We start from the raw sequence: 22,282 nt of genomic DNA, 5'->3' as shown, positions 1-22,282 counted from the left end.
TACTATCATCCTATCCTTCGACTAATAATCGCGCTAAAGATATTTGATTCCTCTTCGCATATAAAGTCGCCTTATACAGTCCCAGACACTGATTAGAAGGTACCTCTGCGACGCAGATATTAGGTTTTCCTTCAAACTCAGCAATTTTCTTATGTTCTTCTCCCATTATCAGAACGATAAGCTCATCTTCATCAACCTGTATTTCCCACACAGATTGATCTGTATCAAGGCCTGCCTTAGCCAAAAGATATTCTGCATCTTTCCTGATTTCAGCTGCGTACGATGCCTGCTCATATGCAGGTTCATCTTTGTATCTATGGGAAAACTTATTGAGCTTATCATCAAGCTTTGAGAAGTCTACTCCAACCTTCTTATAAACATCTCCCATGAAATCAATTAGAAAATCATTGCAGACAACCTCATAAATCATTTTTTCATAGGAATCAAGCTCATCCAAAGAGACATCCGCTTTATCAAGAGTAAAACGCAGAATAATGTTACCAAAATATGGGATTGCTATATACTCTTCGTAATTAACTACGTTATTTGTTTTTTCTTTTACTTCTTTAGCAATTGAATCTATTTGGTTCAAAAGCTCTTTTTCTAAAATGTACATATCCTTAATGTTTAGCCTTTCTTTAGGAATCTTTTTATAGTATTAATCGTCAGTTCCTAACCACATACACATGCTCATCTTTGCTATTTACAGCTTCATAAAGTATTTCTTTTCCAAATAGTAGCTCTTTAACCCATATATCATCATATGGATGAAGAATCATACCGCTTTTAGCAGAATCCCCCATAAAGCTAATGCATCCATCTTGTAGATTTTCATGTTCCAGTGCTAGGTCATCATTATCAAGTTCATCAAAAGAAACTAAAATCAGACCACCTAGACGGGTTATCCTGCAAAGTTCGGCAAATCCTTTTTTTGCATCTTCATAGGTCATATGATCCAGCACAGAATGAGCAAATACACCATCAAATTCTGCATCAGCATATCCGGTCTGTAAGATGCTGGCTACTTTGACGTCTATATCATAACCAAAATGTTTTAAGCCCTCATTGGTGATTTCTGCCGCATTTTCTGATATATCAAAAGCCTTTACCGAAAAGCCATTTGACGCTAATGCCAAAGTGTATGCTCCAAACCCGCAAGCTGCATCGCATACTGTAGTTATATTATCCTTTTGAAAAAGACTGATTTCATCAGCTTTAATGTTGTTATATTTTTCCAGATACGGAAGCAACGTATCGCTGTTTTCTTTGCCCCAGCATTTTTCCCAAAAGCTTTTATCGCTCATCATCTTTTCTGCATCAATTCCGTTTATGTCATTTATTCATATTCTTAATCAATCGTAGCCATATAAGAATAGCCAAAAGCTACTCTACAAGTATATGAAAGCGAAATAAAAAAGTACATGTCGTTGTATGTAATTTTACAAAACATGTACTTCATCATCATAAATCAATGCCATAATATTCTTTTAGCGCATCAGAAGCGACAACTTCGTTGCTCTTATCAACAATCACTCTTGCCAGATAAAGAGCTTCGGTAAATAGTTCTTTTCCTCTTGCATCGTTTCCAAGTTGATGTTCGCATTCTGCCATTATAATGGTATTCCCCGGTAAATGCCGATAAATCCCGTAACTCACAGCAATATCCTGACCCTCACGCGCATGTACTAATGCCTTTTTATAATCGCCAATAATCAGGTATTCTCTTGCTATAGCGTAAAGAACTAACTCTTTAGAAGTTCTTGACGGAACAATCTGTTCAAATCTGATATTGATATTGGATAAGAGTTTTTCCCATATAGAGATAGCATATTCGCTGTCACCCTTTTCAGAATATGCCATCGCAATCTGATTGATCATCTTTATCTCATCAAATGTAAACAATCCTGTTTCTATATTATCAGCGTTAAAAGATTGATGAGTTAATTTCAACGCACCGGTAAGAAGCTTTATCTTTTCATCAGGAGAATAGTTTCCGTTCTCTCCTCCAAGCAGAACCCTGGATCGAACAATAAACTGTTCCATGTCCTTATCATTTGGATCCATCAATTTCCTAAGTTCATTATGTAGTTCCAGTGTTTCCTTTCGGATATCTTCCTTCTTGCAAGCCACTGCCTTTTCATAGTTAACATTATTAGACGTAATCTCTTTGCACAGCTCATTTATCCTTAGTTCTTCTGCTGTTAATGCCGCATAGAACCTGTCATCGCTGATACCGAGCCGTTGTAACAACGCATTTAATACATTGCGAGTAGGTGTCTGCTTTTTATTCTCTATGCGTGACAGTGTTGGTGGCTCACAGATGCCTTCGCATAGCTCTGCCTGCGTTATTCCCAGTTCCTGACGTCGCTGTTTTATTATTTCCCCTAAGAATCGTTCTTTCATACAATAATTGTCCTTAGTTGCTAAAAAAGGATCTGCCAGTTATCCAACCGTCTTACAATCTTATAGATTCCACTCTGTTGAGCCATTTTCAGTTATTCGAAATTTTCGAATAACTGAAAGTCCAGTAATTTACTGGGCCAAGCCCTCTGCTTCAACTTTTATTTTAAGTACCTTCTATTTCCTTTGCTGTTCCTTCCAATTCTATAAACTTATCAAAATCACTTTGGAAGAGACGATCTTGTATAATCCTATACTTTTCAAATTCGGTTTCCGCATGAAGCTTTGCCTCTTCTGCACTTATCCTGCCTTTATCTTTTAATACTTCGTGATCCATAAGTGTTAGAAATCCATCTAATCTTATTTCCCAGTCTGCCATTGTCATAGGAATGTTTCTAAGAGCCATACTTTCGGCAAAATCAAGGTATGCAGTTACTATTCTCGTAAGAATTTTTAATTCATCTTCAGTAAGATAATTCTTAGCTACTCCATCATTATTCGTCTATATTCTGATCAAGCTGGTCATATCGTTCCTGTAATTCTTTAATCTTTCTTGCTCGTTTGTTTTTCTTTTCATTGATTATTTATAATTAGTCCGATGTCATCGGACTTTTTTTGCAAAACTTATCGTATTTTGTAGTACCGTGCCCGGCTTTCTCCTTCAGCTTCAACAATCCCTTCTGCTGCAAGCTCAGATAGTATAGCCCTAACTCTTGGCTGGCTAAGTCCGATATGCTCGGCAATCTCTGATGTCTTTGCATTTCCCTGGGCAGTAATATACGCAACTATCACTTCTTTGTTTTCAGCAGTTTTATCTTTTCCGATTATTTTTTCCGCTTGCCGCTTGTTTTTGTCGCTTGTCGCTTGCTTTTGTCGCTTGTCGCTTGCTTTTGTCGCTTGCAATCTATAAACGGTAGCCTTAATTCCATCACCGAATTCTTCAAAAACAGGCTCTTGCAGGCCATACTGCTTGCATGATGTGATAACTCTTGGAATACCGGTTCCCCATGCTTCAACTATGTGCATGTATTGGAAAATATCGGCGATTGCTTGATTTCTGCATTTGGATCTTCCGGTTTTCATGGTCGCAATATCCATTCCGCCATAAAGCATTCCAGGTGATACAACCTCAATTCTATCGTCAAAAATAGAAACCTGTATCTTGGATTCTGCTAAATAACTTCGATGAATAACAGCATTAGCTACTAACTCTCTTATTGACTTTATTGGAAGCTCATATACGTTTTTACTGTAAAGGCCATCAACTTCTGCACCGATGTTAATATGTTTCAGGATAAACTGAAATGCGTCAGATAACTGCTCGTAAATAGGACCTTCAAACTCTTTTTTATCTATAAAAATATCTCTATCATTGCCTTTAAACAGGGCACACTGTATCTTAGCAAAACGAGAGTGATTATCTGTCATCAAAGAAAATGCATGTGTAGGTGCTAAGTTCCTCCCACTCCTACAGAGTAACCCCATATCCTCAAGCTTGCCTATGGTCATGTCTTTGACAGCTAACTTCTCATCCTCTGTTTCGCAATTTGATAAAGCAATTTCCTTTACTACACGGCATAACTCGAGAGCCTTATTTTCATCAAATTCAACGCCAATTTCCTGCATTGAGTCATATGAAAGGTTTGCTCCTTCAAGCTCAAGTTCTTTTAATGTAACAGAATCTGCCGGTCTGCTGGTTCCGTTAACCCTTACATATGAAGTGTCTTCTTTGGTTTTATTTGCCAAATAGTATGGCCTGTGTTTTCCCGGAAAGACCTCAACAACAAGAACTGTCTTGCCTTCCACTGATTGGGGATAAATGTCGGTCTCAATAAGCGGTGTACACGAATCTGATATCATCGATGAAATTGAATCAGAGAGCTTAAACGGACTCTGATCCCCAATACCTACAACCTCTTTTGTCTCATCAACAATTCCAATTATACTTTTCCCACCACTCGTGTTAGCAAAAGCAATAATATCCTTTAAAAACTTCTCATGTTTAGATGGGATTTCCTGCTTAAATTCTACTTCTTTATTTTCTCCAAAGTACTCTTTAGATACCATAGGTAAATCTCCTCTGTTTCAATCATGTCATCCAACATGGATTCTCCACCAACTTGGTGGAGAAATATAATTACAATGATTTCTGAAGCAGCTTGCTTCAGTTTTTGTTTTTCTCCATGGCTTCCCATTCAGCCTTCATCAGTTCCAGCATCCGTTTCCTCTGCTCATCTTCCGGAATGTCAGAATGATCAACCTTAGTAATAGGGATATCTCGCATAGTCTCAATAAAATACTGCTTCTCACGCTCGTAGCTTTCCTGTGAGCGCTCAAATCTGCGCAGTTCACTGGTAAGCTTATACGCCTTTTCAATAGCAGCACACAAATCCTGATTCAGGGTTGCCTTCGGATCATGGAAAACTTCATTGTGATAGACCTTTAGCTCAATCCAATTTCGGTTCTCATCATCTGTAGCATCTTTTTCCTCTATATCAACACGATCATGGACTGTTGTCTTAATTGAAAATTCCTCTGTCTCATATAGCTCCAGGAAGCATGACAAAACATCTCCAACGCTTCCCAGATGGAAGGTCTCATCTCTTCCACAGAGCCAATCCATTGAAATCCCGCATTTATCTGCAATATTTATGATTGCATCAACAGTGGGCTTAATCTTTCCGCTTTCGTAGGAGGACAATGTTGGCTGAGGAATGCCTAACTCTACAGCAAAGTCCTTCTGCGATTTATTTCCCTGCAAAGAACGCAACATTTTGAGACGTTCACCAAATAGATTATCTTTATCAGCCATGATCCAGCTCCTTTCTTAATACAAGATATATTTTATCACATTCCATAAAAGAAATATATTATTTATATAAATATAGCTTATCCTAATATTGACATATAAAAATAATATTGTTATTATAAATATAGCTTAAGATGATATAAATCATAAAAAGCTATTAGAAAACTAAATAAACCGGTTCGAAAGAACCCGTAGTTTCCCGGATGATTGGATGTCACCAAAAGTGTTTCCCGAAACAAAGCCGGATGTCGACGATACAAAAACCATTATTAAGCGTGTTTGAAAGGAGGATGATAAGTTTGAAAACACGAGCAAAGCAGCGAGCTAATCGCAAATTGAAATTGGCAATGCTGGATCGAAGAGATGCATGTGGAGTCTATGATCCCACACCTTACGAGGCAGTGAAAGAAATGATCGAAGAGAACAGAAGAAACAAGGGAAGGAGGGCAAGCTAATATGGAATATAAGAATTTTCTGACAGAATATGATGATGTGCTGAGCATAAAAGATATCATGAAAATCTTAAAGATCGGAAGAAACAAGGTCTATGAATATCTCCAGAATGGCACAATCAAATCCATGATGATCGCAGGTAAGTACAGAGTTCCAAAGTTATATCTTCTGGAATTCATGTATCCTGACATGGAATTCATTAAGGAGGCAAGTTAATTCATGGCAAAACCAAAGAAAGATGGCAAAAGAGCCACCGGAGTTCAGGGTAAGAGTGGTTATCTCTATATAATCTCTTACCAGCACATTATGAAAGACGGCGTTAAGGTCAGACAGAAGCAGTGGATTTCCACCGGCCTTAAAGATACCGCTGAAAACGTAAAGAAGGCTTCCGAAATGAGAGCCAGGCAGCTTAACACCAAACACACTGATGTTTCCACAGACAGAAATATAACCTTAGCAGACTATATCGATAATTTCCTAAATAAAAAGAAGAGAGAGGTTTCCGACACGACCTCCTCTTCTTATTTTTATAGAGGAAACAGTATAAAAGAATTCTTTGGAGATATAAAAGTTAAGGAAATAACCGAGTCTATGGTGGAGTGCTTTTTGGATGAGCTGTTTGAGGAGCGACATCTTCAGCAGAGAACAGTAAAAGACATCAAAGTTCTCCTTAGCACCATTCTGGATAAGGCTGTAAAAGAAGGCATAGTAGCTTACAATCCGGCAAAAGAAGTAGTCATAAACAAGAAGCTGGCGCTCAAGTATGCCAAAGAAAAAAATACAGAAGATGAATTCTTCTCTTATGGAGAAGCGCAGACATTCCTGGACAACATCAAGGAACTTGATTGCTATGAAATGTACTACGTTGCCCTATTCTTTGGCTTAAGGCGAGAAGAGCTCCTTGGCCTTCGCTGGTCTGCAATCGATTTTAATTCCAAAACAATGAGCATCAACCACACTGTTACAAAAGGTATGACTGTCAATTACGTCAACTCAACTAAGACTGACGCCAGTAACAGAGAATACCCTCTGACAGATGAACAGATAGAGATGTTCAGACAGCTTAAGACCAAAGAAGATTTTAATCGAAAGCTCTTCGGCAACTGCTATATCGAGAATGAGTATATCTTCAAGCATGCCAATGGTAAGCTTTTCTATCCGGACTATCCAACCAAGACTTTCAAAAGTCTGATCATCAAGATGCCGGCGCTTCCACAGGGCATAACACTTCACGGTCTTAGAAGCTCCTGCGTATCCATCCTTGTTCATCAGGGCATGGATGTAAAGAGCATTCAGAAATGGGTAGGTCATGCAGACTATGAGACCACTCTTAAGATCTATGCAAAAGTAAAAGACAAAGAAGCAAAGAGAGAAATCTCTGACAAAATGACCAGTGTCATTACACTTAAGGAATACACTGACCACAACATCGAACAGTAACTTGACAACAAAATATAGTTTATAGAGAGTTTTCCATGTTTTTGGGGATTAACTTCAGAATAAAATCAAATGGGTAGAAAAAAAGTAGAATTGGGCATAAAAAAATCGGAGTGACAGGATTCGAACCTGCGACCTCGGCGTCCCGAACGCCGCGCTCCACCAAGCTGAGCCACACCCCGATGAAAAAACTATTCAGTTGAAAAAGATGAAAATCGCGCAACGTCCCGAACGCAGCGCTCTACCAAACTGAGCCACGCCTCGATATAATATCGCTGATGTGATTTCAAACGCATCAGCGACATTATCGATTTTATTATGATAGTGAAAAAAAGTCAATTACTCTCAGCAAATTCTTCTTCGGAATTCTCAGAATTATTCTCTGATTCGTTTGCTGAAAGTTCATTTTTATCTTCACAGGTCTCTTCCTTGGCTGTTACTGACAACTGCTGTAAGTCTTCAAGACAGATAGTCATCATATCTTCGCCGGAAGGATTTTCTATGGTTGAAACTCTCTTGGCCTGATTTGTTATTATTTCCTCAAAAAGATTTCGAATTTCTCTGGCATTTGCAAAGTTATCAATATTCTCAATCTTTTTTGCTGTGATAAGAGCTCTTATCTGGTGTTTAACATCTTCATCAACTTTGTAGTCGTACTTGTCACAGTTCATGTTGAAAATCTGCTCAAGTTCATCAATACTGTAATCAGGGAATTCGATGTATTTATTGAATCTCGATTTAAGTCCCGGATTGCTTTCAATGAATTTCTTCATCGGATTGGTATATCCGGCCACGATAACAACAAAATCGTCTCTATTATCCTCCATTGCCTTAAGGATAGTATCAATCGCCTCCTGACCAAAAGCATCGTCTTTTTGTGAAAGTGAATAGGCTTCATCTATGAAAAGAACTCCGCCCATAGCTTTCTTGATCTGCTCCTGTGTCTTGATGGCAGTCTGTCCAACATATCCTGCCACAAGGCCTGATCTGTCGACTTCAACCAACTGGCCTTTAGAAAGGACACCAATCTGCTTATAAATCTTAGCAATGATTCTGGCTACAGTTGTTTTTCCGGTTCCCGGATTTCCTGTAAAAACAAGGTGTAAAGATACCGGAACTAATTTTAGTCCCTGATCTTTTCTTGCCTTCTGAACCTTTACAAATGCTGTAAGCTCTTTAACATCGTCTTTTATTGTACTAAGTCCAATGAGTTTCTCAAGTGTCTCCATTGGATCTTCTTCAGGCTCTTCCGGTTTCTTTTCCTCTTCCTGATTAACCTGAGGACCATTTGCCAAAAGAGTTTTTGCTTCATCAAGAGCGGCGTTTGCGTTCTTTACGGCATCTTCTGAACTATCTGCTTTACTATCAGCTGATAAATCCTGACAGTTTCCAAAACCTTTTACAGTACTGCCACTAGCACCTGTGGAAACAGGCTTACTACCTGCTCCACTACTGGTACTCTTAAAAAAATCTCCATAGATGCTGCCAAGCAGATCTTTTTGCATATTTGTTATCTTGTTTAGTGTTTCCAGTTCTTTATCTCTTGAATTAGTCATTAGCTTCCCAATCACCTCTCGAAAGGAATGTTCTGTTTGTAACCAGAGCGTTTATATCTTCTCCGATGATTTCAGAAGCTTTTGTCTTATATGCTTCCTGCTGTGGTGTTCCCATAGCTTTATAGAAATCATATGCCATCTTGTGAGAGCCATCGAGATTCTTAAGTCCCTGTGCTATATGTGACTCCATCTCATGAGCATCATCTGTCTCTCTAAAGAGCATAAAACTTGTGATATAAGGATTATTTGCAGCCATTGTATATGCATAAGCTATTGAAGCTGCCTGTTTTTCCTCACCAAAGGCTGATGTAAATCCAATCTCAGAAAGAGAAATGGCTCTAACCTGCCCGTTTGGATTAAGGAAGGATTTCTGGCACATGTAATCTGTTAAAAGATAGATATTTTCCATTGTGATATACTTTGTGGAAATATCATTGCTTACATATCTTGCCTGCTGCTTCCAAGTATAAGGATCATACAAAGGAGCATTGTAAGGATGAACTGAAAGTCCCCAGTCAACATTTCCTTCTCTCAGCATGTAGTAATTGAATCTGTCGAGGAAGTCCTTGGATAAAGAGCATCCCGGATTAGATTTTCTCTGCCACTCCTGGTCAATTGAGTTGAACACTCTTGCATTTCCGTTTACAGCCTTGATCTCATTATAGAAAATACGGAAAGCCTTAACATACTCACTTACATTAAGCTCAAGATTTGTTGAACTCATGTAATACCATTCTGTTCTGGCATTTACTTCATTTCCGATTACCCAGTTATCAATTTTGCCATATGGTCCTGAATATCTCTGAGCAAGGAAAGATGCAATAGCCTTAAGATGCTGTGTTCCGCCATCTTCCTTTGTATTCATGGCATAACCCGGGCAAACATGTTCATCTCTTGAAAGAGGATGGATCAGATCAGCACCGGCTTCTGTCTTATTATTAAGAATTGTCATTGTAACCTGGAAATTGCTAAATCCACACCACTGAACAAAGTTGTCGTACTGTTCAAGTGCAGCTGTATTAAACTCATAATCCACACCGTTATAGTTAAATACAGTTGTAGGCATTGCAGGATTTGTGCTTGGTCCAACAATATCTCCCATGTAGATGTTGTAAACCATCTGGGAAACGCCAAGGTCCTTAAAAGTTGCTTCATCAGTATAAGTTGGAAGGATTCCCTTAATACCATGATCATTTCTGGGAACGCTCATATATGCATTTCCCTCAGGATTTGTGATATAGTGCTCATCACTTACCTGATACATTGAACCGCCGCTTTTTACAGCAACCAGGAACTTCTTTGAAATATTTGATTCAGGAGTGTTGTATCCCAGAGGAAAAGAAAAAGTTGCACTCTTCCCAGCCTCAGTTGAAGCTACAACAGTTCCTGTTGTTCCATCCTGATAAACCTCATCAGCAAAAAGATAAAACTTGCCATCGTCAGAAGAAGGAACTGAATTACATGATGTATTAACTACAACATTTTCACCTTCGATCTGACATGAAGTTATGCTAACAACTCTTCCTGCCGCTTCAGCTACGACTCCTGCATTCCCATTCACAATATGGGAACTCAACACGCCACAAGCTACAGTAACTGCAACTGTAAGTGCAGCCACCACTTTTTTAGCCACATTCATATTTTTTTTCACACCTAACCTCCAAAATTCTTAAATATATCATGCTTTAGCTATTGATTCAGTAAATGACTCAATGCTATCACAATCTGATTTATGCAATGCACTTTTTATTGTAAGACTCTCTTCGAGAATTGTCACGTTTTTTAATCCCTGAAGCTTTTCTGTCATAAGCTTAACAGTTACAGGCGCCCATGTTCCGTTCTGTGCAAGAGCAAAAATTCTATTCTGAACTCCAAGTGCATTCATGTCATTAAGAAACGCTTCCATTGGAGGATAAATCCCATTGTTGTAAGTTGGGCACATAAGTACCAACTTACTGCAGCGCCATACTTCCCCGATAAGATATGACACATCTGTTCCCGAGACATCAAATACCTTAATATTTTTTCCTGTCTTTTCACGAAGAAGGCTCGCAACAGCTTCCGCAGCACTCTTTGTATGTCCGTAAAGACTTCCATAAATAACCGCAATATCATCCGTTTCTGCCTCATATGTGCTCCACTTCTGATATTTATCCAAAAACCACGATATATCTTTTCTCCATACAGGCCCATGTAAAGGAAGTATCATTTCAATATCGATTGTCGCAGCCTTCTTAAGCGCTGCCTGCACCTGCATTCCATACTTACCTACTATATTTGCATAATAACGTCTTGCTGAATCCAAAAAGTCTTTTTCAAAATCATATTCATCTGCAAAGATTCCGCCATCAAGCGCTCCGAAAGTTCCAAATGCATCTGCTGAAAGCAGTGCTTTGCTCACTTCATCATACGCAAAAAGAACTTCCGGCCAATGAACCATTGGCGCTGTTACAAACTTAAAAACATGCTTTCCTGTCGATAATGTATCTCCTTCTTTAACCTCCAATTTCTTGTAAGACGCGGACTCTGGGAAAAACTGTTCCATAAATGTAAAGGTCTTGGCATTTCCTACAACAGTAACTTCGGGGTAAAGACCTGCAATTGTGCTGATAAGTGCACAGTGGTCAGGTTCCATATGAAGAACCACCAAATAATCAAGTTTCTTTCCCTCAAGGCAATCCTTAAGATTCTCAAGATACTGATCTGATATTGATATATCTGCAGTGTCAAAAACCGCTGTTTTTTCATCATCAATAAAATAACTGTTATAAGAAACACCCTCCGGGATTGGGAAAATATTCTCAAACCTTTCAAGTCTTCTGTCACTTCCACCTATCCAATAGATTCCATCTGTTATTTTTTTTACTCCGTTCACGTCTTTTCCCTCCATCTTGGAACATTTTTTATAAATTTTTAAACTCAAGAATAGTTTTCTCTACAACTCTTATATCAATTGGCTTCGAAACATGGGCATTCATTCCTGCGTCAAAGGCCTGCTGAACATCATCTGCATATGCATTTGCAGTCATCGCAATAATTGGTATTCTCTGAGACCAGTCAGTGCCTAGAGCTCTGATTGCTGCGGCAGCTTCGTATCCGTTCATTACAGGCATCTGAATATCCATAAGGATCATGTCATAATCGCCTTCCTGAGCATTTTTAAACATTTCCACAACTTCCTGTCCATTGCAGCCTCTTGTGACGGTTGCGCCCTCCATACTCATAAGTTCTGTAAGGATATCAGCGTTAATATCATTATCTTCTGCTGCAAGGAACCTCATTCCTTCAAGCGGATTCTTTACTTCCTCCTCTTGTGTTGAAGATCGTTTCATGATGTCATCAATTATTTCCATGAGTATTGATGCAAATACCGGTTTCTGCAAGATTTCGTTACAGCCTGCAGCCCTAAGTTCATCCTCGACCATATCATAGTTATCTGTAACCGCTAAAATAAGGCTATTATTTCTCTTATCTTTTCCTCTTATGCTCTTTATAAGCTCTGCCGGCTTCATGTCTTCAATCGTCTCATCGACAATTATAATGTCAAAATAAGAACTTTTCTCTGCTAGCTCATCTACTGCCTTTATCGCCTCAAAACCGGTCCATGCCTTCTTAACTTCAATATTCTCCGTATCTATGCTGTTATCAAAGCTCTTTTTATATGCTTCATCAACCTTTTCGTCTTTATTAACAACAAGCATTCTGGAAATTCCGTGTGCTTTCCAAAAATCAACATTATCAACTTCAACAGCTTTAAGCCTTAGGTTAACAATGAAAGTACTTCCCTTGCCTTCCTCGGATTCTACTCGTATTGTTCCTCCCATCAGTTCTACGAGACTCTTTGTTATCGCCATTCCAAGTCCTGTTCCCTGGATAGTCTTTGTTGCCCCCTTCTCTTCACGTGAGAACGCATCAAATATCTTATCCTTGTACTCAGCCTTCATTCCAATTCCATTATCTTTTATTGTGAACTTTACATTCTGGAATCCTTCTGATGAAGATGGCGATTCATTTATGATAAACTCTATCTTTCCACCCTCTGGCGTATACTTAACAGCGTTTCCAAGAATATTCATAAGTATCTCGTTGATTCTCTGTTTATCACCCATAAATACATCATGCTGAAGAGATTCAACTTTAAGCTCATATTCCTGGTTCTTAGCCTTTGCCTGGAAACTGATAACCGAATTAATTTCCTCAAGCAAAAGACCTATCGGCATTTCCTTGATATCCAGCGTCGTCTTTCCGCTTTCAATCTTACTCATATCCAAAACATCATTAAGCAGTGATAAAAGATTCTGCGATGCCAGACTTATCTTATGCGTGTATTCTCTTACTTTGTCCGCTTCCTCTGCATGCTTGTCGATCAGAAGATTGAAGCCTGTGATTGCATTCATAGGAGTCCTGAAATCATGTGACATATTTGCCAAGAAGCTCGTCTTTGCCCTGTTGGCAGTTTCTGCTGCATTCAGTGCCTCCTGAAGCTGATGATTTCTCTTATACTCCTGAGTTCTGTCGTATAATGCGATAGCCATTCTCTTTCCGCCATCGTCTATAGTGCATACGATTACTCCTCTGTAATATAGATGTTCGTTGGTCTTTTTATTTTCAAATTCTATCTCATCAAGGGCAAGGGCTTCTCCGGTAGTCATACTTGAAGCTATAAGACTTGACAGAGTCTGTCCTTCAACCCCGCTGGATATTACAGCTTTATCTATATTTCTTATATCCGATTTCATTTCCTCAATCGGTATTCCCAGTACAACATCCACGTTTGAAGTTATAAAACTAGGCTCATATTCATCAGTTCCAAGAACTGCAAGAATATCATTATTTTTCTCAACAACGAAATCAAATAGCCATTCTCTGTAATGAATATCACTTTCCTTCATTAGAAGATCCTGCACATTTCTGGCATTGATCTCTTTTACCATCTCTTCAAGCTGCTTGGCCATATCAACCATTGACGCAGATAAAAGACCTATCTCATCCTTAAATTCAATATCATCAGTCACATTGAAATCCCGACTTTTAATTCTGTTCGCCATTTCATTCAGATGTGTTATCTGCGCGCTTCTTCTTGTGGCATAGATTGATGCCACAAAATAAACTACTGCAAACAGAACTATTGCCATAATGATATCATTAATAAGAAGTGATATTACATCTGCTCCAATTGTTTTTCTGTCAACATAATAAAAAAGTCTCCAATCATTATCCAGCTTTCTTGAAACAGCCATGAAATAAGAATCCGTAGTTATGAAAGTATCCTCAGAAAAATTACTGTCATAGCTTATGGCATCATTTTTTATTTGTTCATCAAGAGTGCTATCTTCAATGTTTTTGTTCAGAATAACATTCTGATCATAGTCAACGATCAAAACGCCATTATCCAGATAGCTTGCCTGATTTATCATGGAAAAGAAATTACTGGTATTTATCTCCAAAACAACTATTCCTATGAGCCTTGATGACGTTGCAGAATCAAGGAGTGCCTTTATAAGGTAAACTCCGCCTTCCTTGTCACATACCCACATTGTGCTGTATTCTGCCCTGCAATAATCATACCATTTCTTTTCAAGATCAGTTTCGGGAATGCTTAAAAAATCACCAATATGATCCTTAGGTAATAAATCTGAATATATGTGTATTGACTTCAGATTCATATCACTTCCCTGGTAATACCATATAAGAGGCTCAATTTCGTCATTCAACTCCTCTGTAAGAGCATAAGGATTACTATTCGCACGTTCCAAGACTTTTCTGAAATTTTCTTCATAGGTAAAGAACTTTATTACATCATTTTCTATCTTGCAATTATTTTCAAGAGCTGTGGTTATTACATCAATATTTCCCTGAATTGCCATCTGCGTCTGTGCAATCAGGTTCTTTTTTGCCGCCATATACATATAAACTCCCAGTATTAAGATAGGGGTAATAATTAATACTGCAAGAATTGTGCGAAGCTGTGCCTTGAATCCGTATTTTCTGAGAAAGCTTTCCTGATTATTGCCCATCTGACCACCTCTTAATTGTTTTCCTTATGAATCTGCCTTACCTCATCATCTATCACGTTAAACGCAATTTCCATTGATCTTTCCCCTAGTATAACCTTTTGAAGCTCTCCCCCAAAAGCACGATATATTTCTGTACTGTTTTTGCCCCATTCATTCCACGGCATGAACATTCTTCCCGAATCAACCACAGGTCTTAACGAATCATATTCATCCGGATTATCGAATTTTACATTTTTAAGATATGTCTGGCTTCCTTTTCTGTCCTTCCATAAGGCTTCCTGACCTTCTCTTGTGGCAAGATCTGCTACAATGCTTATTGCATCATTCTTTTTATCTGAATAACTGTTTACTGCAAACCCACAGTTACAGCCCCCGATTAAAACCGGCTTTAATTTCATTTCAGAAGAAAACGCCATTGTACCTAACTTAATATCAGGATTACGTTCTTTTATCAGGTTGTAATCCTCCAGATCGCCACAATACATAAGACTCTTCTCACTCGCAAATTCATCAATTGCTGCTCTGTCATCCATAAGACACATATCTTTGGTGTAATAGTGATGAATAACCAGATTCTGCCATTTACCCATATGTGGCCGTATTTCTTTTCTAAAGCTTGTTTCGCCTTCTGCTATTCTTGTGCCAAAGCCTTTTCCCTCTTCAGTTGATAAATATCCTGATGCCAGTACTGCAATTGCACTATCAGCAACTCTTTCCACGTCTTTAAGCCCTGAGGACATGGGTTTTATCCCTATCTGCTCCATATAGTCCGCAAGGTCCAATAGTCCTTCAAATGTTGTAGGAATACTCTGCCCATTTTCCTTCAATATTGTTTTATTGTAAAAAATACAGATATATCCGGTTGTACTCGGAATCGCATATATAACATCTTCATATAAAAATGCATCTCGGCCTTCATCTGTAAAATCATCACAATACTTGGTCAGATCTTCTATATATCCGCTTTTTCCATGCTTTTTGGCCATACTTTGACTGACCATTACAATATCAGGAGCTGTCTTTGAAGAAAGCTGTGAATCTATAAGTGGTTCGTAGCTGGTTTTAGAAATGTATTGATATTCAAATGAATAATCAGGAAATTTTTCGGCAAGATATGCCATCAGATTTCTGGTGCAGGAAGGCTCATACCATCCTGCAACCGTAATATTTTTTGTTTCAGAATTGTCAACTGCCGTTTCTTCACCTGCAATTGACGCACTTTCATTAGAGTGTACCTCTGACCTGGAACATCCGGAAAGTACACTTGTGCTAACTAACATCGTACAAAAGAAAATAGAAAAGATATTCTTAAGCTTAGTTTTCTTCATAAGCCCCTCATTAAAAAGCGTCATAGGAACAGGGTTTCTCTTATCTTACCAATACCTTCTTTATTTCTCCCACATAAATAATGTGACAATCATCATCTTTATAGAATTTTTTAGGAATATCCGGATCCACAAATCCGTCCAATCCTATTTCTTTTTTATAAATAACTTTACAAATCAGAACATTGCTGGATTCTTCAATAAACGGAACCCCATCAAAATAAGTAATATTAAGCCTTGCTCCCTTTAGCTTATCCTCATCTTTCCCGGAAACTGCTTCAAGGTATTTCATGGCGCCTCGATATTCCTGATTATCAAGGAAACTTAAAGAGTATTCGCCGGAACCATCAATCAGATCTTTAGTATAACGGCTTTTACGCAAACAGATAAAAGTAACTCTCTTGCCCCACATCTGACCAACACCACCATAAGACGCTGCTGTAGTGTTAATCTTCGTTCCATCTCCCGCTGTTACCAGCACCTTATCTCCTCTGAAAACATAAGCTCCATGCTCAATATCTTCTGGTTCTACAGGCTGAAATACTCTCATAATACCTCCACTTCTCTGATGTTAGAAATCCCTTATCTTGTCCTCTTCCGAAAGACCTGTGTTGTCAATGTTAATTATCGTTATTTCATAACTATAATTATCGCTTACTTTAATAGTAACACGGTCTCCTACCTTATGTCCAAGTAATTGTTTTCCAAGTGGAGATTCTACACTTATCAGCCCTTTTAACGAATTCTGTCTCATGGTAGTTACAATTTTATATGTCTCTTCGCTGCCATCTTCTTCAATACGGACTGTTACAGTCTTATTCATTCCAACTTCGTCATCTGTTGTATTATCATCAATGACTTTAGCTGTCTTTATCATTCTCTCCAGAAATCTTATTCTGCTCTCATTCTGATTCTTAGCTTTTTTAGCTGCATAATACTCAAAGTTTTCTGATAGGTCTCCCTGAGCTCGAGCTTCTTTGACATGCTCAAGCAATTCTTTCCTGACAACGCATTTACGATGTTCAATCTCTGCTTCCATGTCTTCAATATCTTTTTTGGTTAATTCGTTGTTCATAATGCCCCCTTGTATGAAATATCCTCTATGAAATACAAAAGGCGAAGCCTTGCGGCTTCGCCCATTATATTTATGCAACTACCTGCATCAAGCCTTTCCAACTGATCCAAAGAGTTCCATCTTTTCCTTAACAGTTGCCTTGATAGCATCTGCGCCAGGAGCAAGAAGCTTACGAGGATCAAATCCCTTACCCTCAAGATCCTTACCAGCTTCAACATACTTACGTGTAGCTTCAGCAAATGAAAGCTGGCACTCTGTATTAACATTGATCTTGGATACGCCAAGTGTGATAGCCTTCTTGATCATATCTGCTGGAATTCCTGTGCCGCCATGAAGAACGAGAGGCATAACTCCTGTCTTCTGCTGAATTGCATCAAGAACGTCGAATCTAAGTCCTGGCCATCCTTCAGGATATTTACCATGGATGTTACCGATACCTGCAGCAAGCATATCAACGCCGAGATCAGCGATTCTCTTGCACTCATCAGGATCAGCGCATTCGCCCATTCCTACAACTCCGTCTTCCTCACCACCGATAGAACCAACTTCTGCCTCGATGGAAAGACCAAGCTGATGAGATACATTTACAAGCTCTGAAGTCTTAGCTACGTTCTCTTCGATATCGTAGTGAGAACCATCAAACATGATTGATGTGAAACCAGCTTTGATGCACTTATAGCATCCATCATATGTACCATGATCAAGATGAAGTGCAACAGGAACTGTGATTCCAAGGCTCTTATCCATAGCCTTTACCATAGCTGCTACAGTTTCAAAACCTGTCATATATTTACCAGCACCCTCTGATACACCAAGGATTACTGGGGACTTAAGCTCTTCTGCTGTAAGCAGGATAGATTTTGTCCACTCCAGGTTGTTGATGTTGAACTGGCCAACTGCATAGTGACCTTCCTTTGCTTTTACAAGCATGTCTTTTGCGGATACTAACATTGTTTCTCTCCCTTGCTAAGTAGTTTATAGTTGATTACATTATATACTTCTTAAGTTAAAAAATAAAGTTTGCTCAGCTAAAATCAAGTATATTATCTGCCCAGAACTCATCTTTGGAGATAGCTTCAAAGCTATTATAACGAAGAATCGTTCCTGATTTACGGGAAAGTGTAATCGTGATCACTCCATTCTTGGATGTAACTCCTGCGCCTCCGGGAATATATCCCATGTTGTCCGACATAATGATCGTGCTAAGTCTTGCATCCTTTGGGATTCCAAGCTGCCAAACCTCAATATCCTTGGTCACTTCATAGTCATTATTATTTATTGCCACAACAATTGCTGCTGTTCTGTTAAATCTTCCGTAGGCAATATAATTATCATCTGCCAAAAGTTCCCTGATAGAACCTGAAATAAGCTCCGGATATCTTTTGTGAATAGATATCATCTCTTTATGAAAGGCAATCATTTCTTTATCTTCATGCCCCCATGGATAGGTTCTTCTGTTGTCAGGATCAGTAAATCCGCACACGCCTGCTTCATCACCATAATAGATCGTTGGAGCGCCAGGCCAGGTAAACTGGATAATAACGCCTTCTCGCATAACTGCTTTTCTTACGCCTGTTTCAGCTGACTGAGGCATGAGATCTCTGCTTCGTCCAACTTTCTGTGATGTCCTTGTCAAAAATCTTGAGTGGTCATGGTTTGAAAGCTCATTCATCGCTGTATAAAGTGACGGCATACTAAAGTTTTCACCGCCGTTATACATCATTGCATCAAAGAATTCCCTTGAATTTCCCATTCTTGATGGCATGAACTTATCACTGTGCTTATCCATTCCTGTCAAAAACCAGGTTACCGGCTCCATAAAGGCATCATAATTCATGACTGTATCCCACTCCTCGCCCTGAAGCCATGCTCCGGCAGGTCCATAATGTTCAGCCAGAATAAGCGCTGATGGATTGGCTTTTTTAACTTCATCCCTGAATCTTTTCCAAAAATGATGATTATACTCTGGTGAGTGTCCAAGATCAGCACCCACATCTAATCTCCAACCATCTGCATTGTATGGAGGTGAAACCCATTTCTTTCCGATTCCAAGAATATAGTTTTCAAGTACGTGAGAGCCTTCATAGTTTAGCTTTGGAAGTGTAGAATATCCCCACCATCCATCATAATCATTATTATATGGCCAGTCTCCTCCCCTAAAGGAAAAGAAATTACGGTACGGGCTGTTTTCAGAAACATATGCTCCTTTTTCATACCCTGGCTGGCTCTCGTATATACGCTCTTTATCCAGCCATTTATTGAATGAACCGCAGTGGTTAAAGACTCCATCTAAAATAACCTTGATTCCTCTTTTATGAGCCTCTTCCACAACCTTTGCAAAAAGAGCATCACTGGCTTCAAGGTTCTTCTTATTTGTTACTCTTGAAATGTATCTGGTAGAATTTCTGTTATCATCACCATCACTTTGTTTATGAAGATCACCTTTATCTTCAATAATTACACCAAAATGTGGGTCTATATGGTCATAATCCTGAGTATCATACTTATGAGATGACGGTGAAACAAAAATAGGATTAAAATAAATAACATCTATTCCAAGATCAGCAAGATAATCCAGCTTATCAAGAACCCCTTGCAGATCTCCTCCATAGAACTCGCCAAAATCCCAATCAGGATCAGGATACTGGCTCCAATCTTCAACTCTTATGCTTTCATGACCGTTATATGTATACTCACCTGTCAGAACGTCATTATTCTTATCGCCGTTGCAGAATCTATCAACGAATATCTGATACATAACTGCTCCCTTGGCCCAATTCGGTGTTGAAAAGCCCGGGAACACTCTGAATTTCATGGAATCTAATATATCTTTCTGACATCCCCTTTTATCGTATATATAAAAGTTGTCATTTTCTGTTCTAATTTCAAAATAATAACTTACAGGATCATTTCCTGTTTTTACTTCTGTATCATAATAATTAAATTCGCCATTTGTTTCGGACAATGTCATAATAAATTTCTCGTTGCCCCAAACAAGTGTGACTTCGATCTTATCATCCTTATGTCCACGAAACCTTAGCTGAGTTATTCTGTTTTTATCCGGCTCAGCTGGTCGCAAATAATCCAGCGTCATGTCGTGAAATAAAGCTTTAATATTCATATTACTCCTCAAAAAACATATTCTCTGTACACCAGACCTTCTAATAAAAGGTCCAGCGCTCTGCTAAAATGCAAAAAAGACAGCTGCGAGGCTGTCTTTTTAGAGAAGGTATTTCTTTCTTATGGGGTATAGCAAAAAACTATATAATGTATTGGGGGGTTACGCCTATTATACTATCACCGCCTCAATCCCGCGTAAAGACTAACACTTCACAAATATATCAAAAACAGTGCTTCGTTTTTGTGCATTTTTTACAAATTAAATATCAACCTCAACATCAGATATCATCTCATGCCCTTCAAACAGAGCCTCAAACTCTTCTCTTCCAATTTTTTCCTTCTCAACAAGAAGGTTTGCGCTGCTGTGAAGAATATCTTCATACTGCAGGATGATTTCTTTTGCCTTAGCATAGCACTTATCAATAATGATCTTAACTTCCTTATCAATCTCACCGGCCATGAATTCACTATGCTTCTTGGAATGAGAAATATCATATCCGATAAATACATCTTCTTCATTCTCATCATAGTTTATAACGCCGATATTTCCTGACATTCCATACTTGGTAACCATATTTCTGGCTTCCTGAGTAGCTTTCTTTATATCACTGGAAGCGCCTGTTGTAATATCACCAAATATGATTTCCTCAGCAATTCTTCCACCAAGAGATACCATAATATCCTCAAGCATTCTCTTCTTGGTAATAAACATCTCATCTTTTTCAGGAAGAGGCATTGTATAGCCTGCAGCTCCAAGTCCTGTAGGAATTATTGATATTGTATGGACAGGTCCAACTTCCGGAAGCACATGGAATAGGATTGCATGACCTGTCTCATGATATGCCGTGATTTTCTTTTCCTTATCAGAAATAATGCGGCTATGCTTCTCTGTTCCAATTCCAACCTGGATAAATGCCTTATTTATATCACCCTGGTTTATATATTTTCTGTCAGCCATGGCTGCATTTATAGCTGATTCATTAAGTAGGTTCTCAAGATCAGCTCCGGTAAAGCCTGCAGTAGTCTGAGCTACCTGCTTAAGATCTACATCCTCTGAAAGAGGCTTATTTCTAGCATGAACCTTAAGAATTTCTTCTCTGCCGCCGATATCAGGTCTTGCAACTGTGATCTTTCTGTCAAATCTTCCTGGTCTCATGATAGCCGGATCAAGAATATCTACTCTGTTTGTTGCAGCCATAACAATGATTCCTTCATTGACACCAAAACCATCCATCTCTACAAGCATCTGGTTCAGTGTCTGTTCTCTTTCATCATGTCCGCCGCCCATTCCGGTACCACGTCTTCTGGCAACAGCATCTATTTCATCAATAAAGATAATGCAGGGCGCATTTTTCTTGGCGTCTGCAAACAAATCTCTAACTCTTGAAGCACCAACTCCGACAAACATTTCAACAAAGTCAGAACCGGAAATAGTAAAGAAAGGAACACCGGCTTCACCTGCAACTGCTTTTGCAAGTAAAGTCTTACCTGTACCAGGCGCGCCCTCAAGGAGTACTCCCTTTGGAATTCTTGCTCCAACCTGTGTAAATTTAGATGGATCTTTTAGAAATTCAATAATCTCCGCAAGCTGTTCCTTTTCCTCTTTAAGACCTGCGACATCATCAAGCTTTGTCTTGTTATCCTCACTGGTGGACATTTTGGCTCTGCTCTTACCAAAATTCATCATCTTGGAATTGCCGCCTCCGCCTGCCTGAAGATTTCCCATCATTGTAAAGATAAATACCATGACAACCAGTCCCACAATGATAGGTATAATGCCGTTTATCAGAATATTCTCCGATGGAATGTCCTTTACTTCAAGCGGAATTGCTTCCCTTGTAAGAAAAGATTCAACTACAGAAACATCTGTAGAATAAAACATTATGTCATCTGAACCATCGTTAAATGAAACCTTAACAGCTCCTGTTGGTGTCTCGGCATTTGGCATAATTACTGCATTTCTGACCCTACCCTCACTCACATCACTCTGAAGCTTGGAAACATTGTAGACATTACTGCTCTTGGAAAGAAGATTACTTCCATATTCGAGTATGACTACAAATGCCAGCAGTATCATTGAAAAAATCAGT

The 22,282-nt window shown here is 38.8% G+C and carries 18 protein-coding genes, 1 tRNA gene and 1 pseudogene; 3 read left to right on the top strand and 17 right to left on the bottom strand.

Annotation, left to right across the window (positions count from 1 at the left end; translation table 11 throughout):
• Positions 1–10: 10 nt before the first annotated feature.
• The 6 genes and pseudogenes from BM086_RS16920 to BM086_RS16895 all read right to left on the bottom strand — a co-directional run bounded on the left by BM086_RS16920 (position 11) and on the right by BM086_RS16895 (position 5,212).
• Positions 11–592, bottom strand: coding sequence for a hypothetical protein (locus tag BM086_RS16920; protein WP_141107772.1), 582 nt, complete (start codon positions 590–592; stop codon positions 11–13).
• Between the two features lie 73 nt (positions 593–665).
• On the bottom strand, positions 666–1,307 hold the full coding sequence (locus BM086_RS16915; RefSeq protein WP_092329880.1) for a class I SAM-dependent methyltransferase: 642 nt from the start codon (positions 1,305–1,307) through the stop codon (positions 666–668).
• A 154-nt stretch (positions 1,308–1,461) separates the two neighbouring features.
• On the bottom strand, positions 1,462–2,403 hold the full coding sequence (locus BM086_RS16910; RefSeq protein WP_092329878.1) for a helix-turn-helix domain-containing protein: 942 nt from the start codon (positions 2,401–2,403) through the stop codon (positions 1,462–1,464).
• Between the two features lie 163 nt (positions 2,404–2,566).
• A pseudogene (rhuM, locus tag BM086_RS16905) lies at positions 2,567–2,878 on the bottom strand (RhuM family protein); the annotation flags it as partial.
• 146 nt (positions 2,879–3,024) lie between these two features.
• Entirely contained in the window at positions 3,025–4,467 is a 1,443-nt protein-coding gene (locus BM086_RS16900; RefSeq protein WP_175560345.1) for an ATP-binding protein, read from the bottom strand.
• Positions 4,468–4,564: 97 nt separating this feature from the next.
• A complete protein-coding gene (locus tag BM086_RS16895) occupies positions 4,565–5,212 on the bottom strand; it encodes a helix-turn-helix domain-containing protein (protein WP_092329874.1) in 648 nt (215 codons plus the stop codon).
• Between the two features lie 296 nt (positions 5,213–5,508).
• Between BM086_RS16895 and BM086_RS21095 the strand changes: the two genes are divergently transcribed.
• The 3 genes from BM086_RS21095 to BM086_RS16885 are packed head-to-tail and all read left to right on the top strand — an operon-like array spanning position 5,509 to position 7,102.
• A complete protein-coding gene (locus tag BM086_RS21095; RefSeq protein WP_175560344.1) occupies positions 5,509–5,664 on the top strand; it encodes a hypothetical protein in 156 nt (51 codons plus the stop codon).
• Between the two features lies 1 nt (position 5,665).
• A complete protein-coding gene (locus tag BM086_RS16890; protein WP_092329872.1) occupies positions 5,666–5,878 on the top strand; it encodes a helix-turn-helix domain-containing protein in 213 nt (70 codons plus the stop codon).
• A 3-nt stretch (positions 5,879–5,881) separates the two neighbouring features.
• Positions 5,882–7,102 (top strand): tyrosine-type recombinase/integrase, encoded by a 1,221-nt coding sequence (locus BM086_RS16885; RefSeq protein ID WP_092329869.1) that lies wholly within the window; start codon positions 5,882–5,884, stop codon positions 7,100–7,102.
• A gap of 105 nt (positions 7,103–7,207) precedes the next feature.
• Here the strand turns inward: BM086_RS16885 and BM086_RS16880 are convergent.
• From BM086_RS16880 to ftsH, 11 genes are all read right to left on the bottom strand, one after another.
• Positions 7,208–7,281 (bottom strand) — tRNA-Pro (locus BM086_RS16880).
• 153 nt (positions 7,282–7,434) lie between these two features.
• Positions 7,435–8,655 carry an AAA family ATPase gene (locus BM086_RS16875; RefSeq protein ID WP_092329866.1) on the bottom strand — a complete coding sequence of 407 codons (1,221 nt, stop codon included), beginning with the start codon at positions 8,653–8,655 and terminating at the stop codon, positions 7,435–7,437.
• Positions 8,648–10,306 carry a DUF5722 domain-containing protein gene (locus BM086_RS16870; protein ID WP_092329863.1) on the bottom strand — a complete coding sequence of 553 codons (1,659 nt, stop codon included), beginning with the start codon at positions 10,304–10,306 and terminating at the stop codon, positions 8,648–8,650. Before BM086_RS16870 ends, BM086_RS16875 begins: the two co-directional genes overlap by 8 nt.
• Before the next feature lie 27 nt (positions 10,307–10,333).
• On the bottom strand, positions 10,334–11,530 hold the full coding sequence (locus tag BM086_RS16865) for an FprA family A-type flavoprotein (protein ID WP_092329911.1): 1,197 nt from the start codon (positions 11,528–11,530) through the stop codon (positions 10,334–10,336).
• 28 nt (positions 11,531–11,558) lie between these two features.
• Positions 11,559–14,672, bottom strand: coding sequence for a response regulator (locus BM086_RS16860; protein WP_092329861.1), 3,114 nt, complete (start codon positions 14,670–14,672; stop codon positions 11,559–11,561).
• An 11-nt stretch (positions 14,673–14,683) separates the two neighbouring features.
• Positions 14,684–16,000: an ABC transporter substrate-binding protein gene (locus BM086_RS16855; RefSeq protein WP_175560343.1), complete on the bottom strand. Its 1,317-nt coding sequence runs from the start codon at positions 15,998–16,000 to the stop codon at positions 14,684–14,686.
• A 40-nt stretch (positions 16,001–16,040) separates the two neighbouring features.
• Entirely contained in the window at positions 16,041–16,547 is a 507-nt protein-coding gene (locus BM086_RS16850; RefSeq protein WP_092329859.1) for a flavin reductase family protein, read from the bottom strand.
• A 21-nt stretch (positions 16,548–16,568) separates the two neighbouring features.
• Positions 16,569–17,072 carry a transcription elongation factor GreA gene (gene greA, locus BM086_RS16845; protein ID WP_092329857.1) on the bottom strand — a complete coding sequence of 168 codons (504 nt, stop codon included), beginning with the start codon at positions 17,070–17,072 and terminating at the stop codon, positions 16,569–16,571.
• A gap of 87 nt (positions 17,073–17,159) precedes the next feature.
• The gene (gene fba / locus BM086_RS16840; RefSeq protein ID WP_092329856.1) at positions 17,160–18,023 is read right to left on the bottom strand and encodes a class II fructose-1,6-bisphosphate aldolase; all 864 of its coding nucleotides are present in this window, start codon (positions 18,021–18,023) and stop codon (positions 17,160–17,162) included.
• 73 nt (positions 18,024–18,096) lie between these two features.
• Positions 18,097–20,193 (bottom strand): glycoside hydrolase family 13 protein, encoded by a 2,097-nt coding sequence (locus tag BM086_RS16835; RefSeq protein WP_092329855.1) that lies wholly within the window; start codon positions 20,191–20,193, stop codon positions 18,097–18,099.
• A 258-nt stretch (positions 20,194–20,451) separates the two neighbouring features.
• The gene (ftsH, locus tag BM086_RS16830; protein WP_092329909.1) at positions 20,452–22,269 is read right to left on the bottom strand and encodes an ATP-dependent zinc metalloprotease FtsH; all 1,818 of its coding nucleotides are present in this window, start codon (positions 22,267–22,269) and stop codon (positions 20,452–20,454) included.
• Positions 22,270–22,282: the final 13 nt, after the last annotated feature.

This window comes from Butyrivibrio sp. YAB3001, from assembly GCF_900112195.1.
Lineage (GTDB): Bacteria > Bacillota > Clostridia > Lachnospirales > Lachnospiraceae > Butyrivibrio.
This window is presented reverse-complemented; position numbering and strand designations above follow the sequence as displayed.

What these genes read in the sequence shown, in the direction of transcription:
- BM086_RS16915 (WP_092329880.1), bottom strand. Translation starts at nt 1,307, where the DNA reads ATGATGAGCGATAAAAGCTTTTGGGAAAAATGCTGGGGCAAAGAAAAC.
- BM086_RS16910 (WP_092329878.1), bottom strand. Translation starts at nt 2,403, where the DNA reads ATGAAAGAACGATTCTTAGGGGAAATAATAAAACAGCGACGTCAGGAA.
- BM086_RS16900 (WP_175560345.1), bottom strand. Translation starts at nt 4,467, where the DNA reads ATGGTATCTAAAGAGTACTTTGGAGAAAATAAAGAAGTAGAATTTAAG.
- BM086_RS16895 (WP_092329874.1), bottom strand. Translation starts at nt 5,212, where the DNA reads ATGGCTGATAAAGATAATCTATTTGGTGAACGTCTCAAAATGTTGCGT.
- BM086_RS16890 (WP_092329872.1), top strand. Translation starts at nt 5,666, where the DNA reads ATGGAATATAAGAATTTTCTGACAGAATATGATGATGTGCTGAGCATA.
- BM086_RS16885 (WP_092329869.1), top strand. Translation starts at nt 5,882, where the DNA reads ATGGCAAAACCAAAGAAAGATGGCAAAAGAGCCACCGGAGTTCAGGGT.
- BM086_RS16875 (WP_092329866.1), bottom strand. Translation starts at nt 8,655, where the DNA reads ATGACTAATTCAAGAGATAAAGAACTGGAAACACTAAACAAGATAACA.
- BM086_RS16860 (WP_092329861.1), bottom strand. Translation starts at nt 14,672, where the DNA reads ATGGGCAATAATCAGGAAAGCTTTCTCAGAAAATACGGATTCAAGGCA.
- BM086_RS16855 (WP_175560343.1), bottom strand. Translation starts at nt 16,000, where the DNA reads ATGAAGAAAACTAAGCTTAAGAATATCTTTTCTATTTTCTTTTGTACG.
- BM086_RS16850 (WP_092329859.1), bottom strand. Translation starts at nt 16,547, where the DNA reads ATGAGAGTATTTCAGCCTGTAGAACCAGAAGATATTGAGCATGGAGCT.
- greA (WP_092329857.1), bottom strand. Translation starts at nt 17,072, where the DNA reads ATGAACAACGAATTAACCAAAAAAGATATTGAAGACATGGAAGCAGAG.
- fba (WP_092329856.1), bottom strand. Translation starts at nt 18,023, where the DNA reads ATGTTAGTATCCGCAAAAGACATGCTTGTAAAAGCAAAGGAAGGTCAC.
- BM086_RS16835 (WP_092329855.1), bottom strand. Translation starts at nt 20,193, where the DNA reads ATGAATATTAAAGCTTTATTTCACGACATGACGCTGGATTATTTGCGA.
- ftsH (WP_092329909.1), bottom strand. Translation starts at nt 22,269, where the DNA reads ATGATACTGCTGGCATTTGTAGTCATACTCGAATATGGAAGTAATCTT.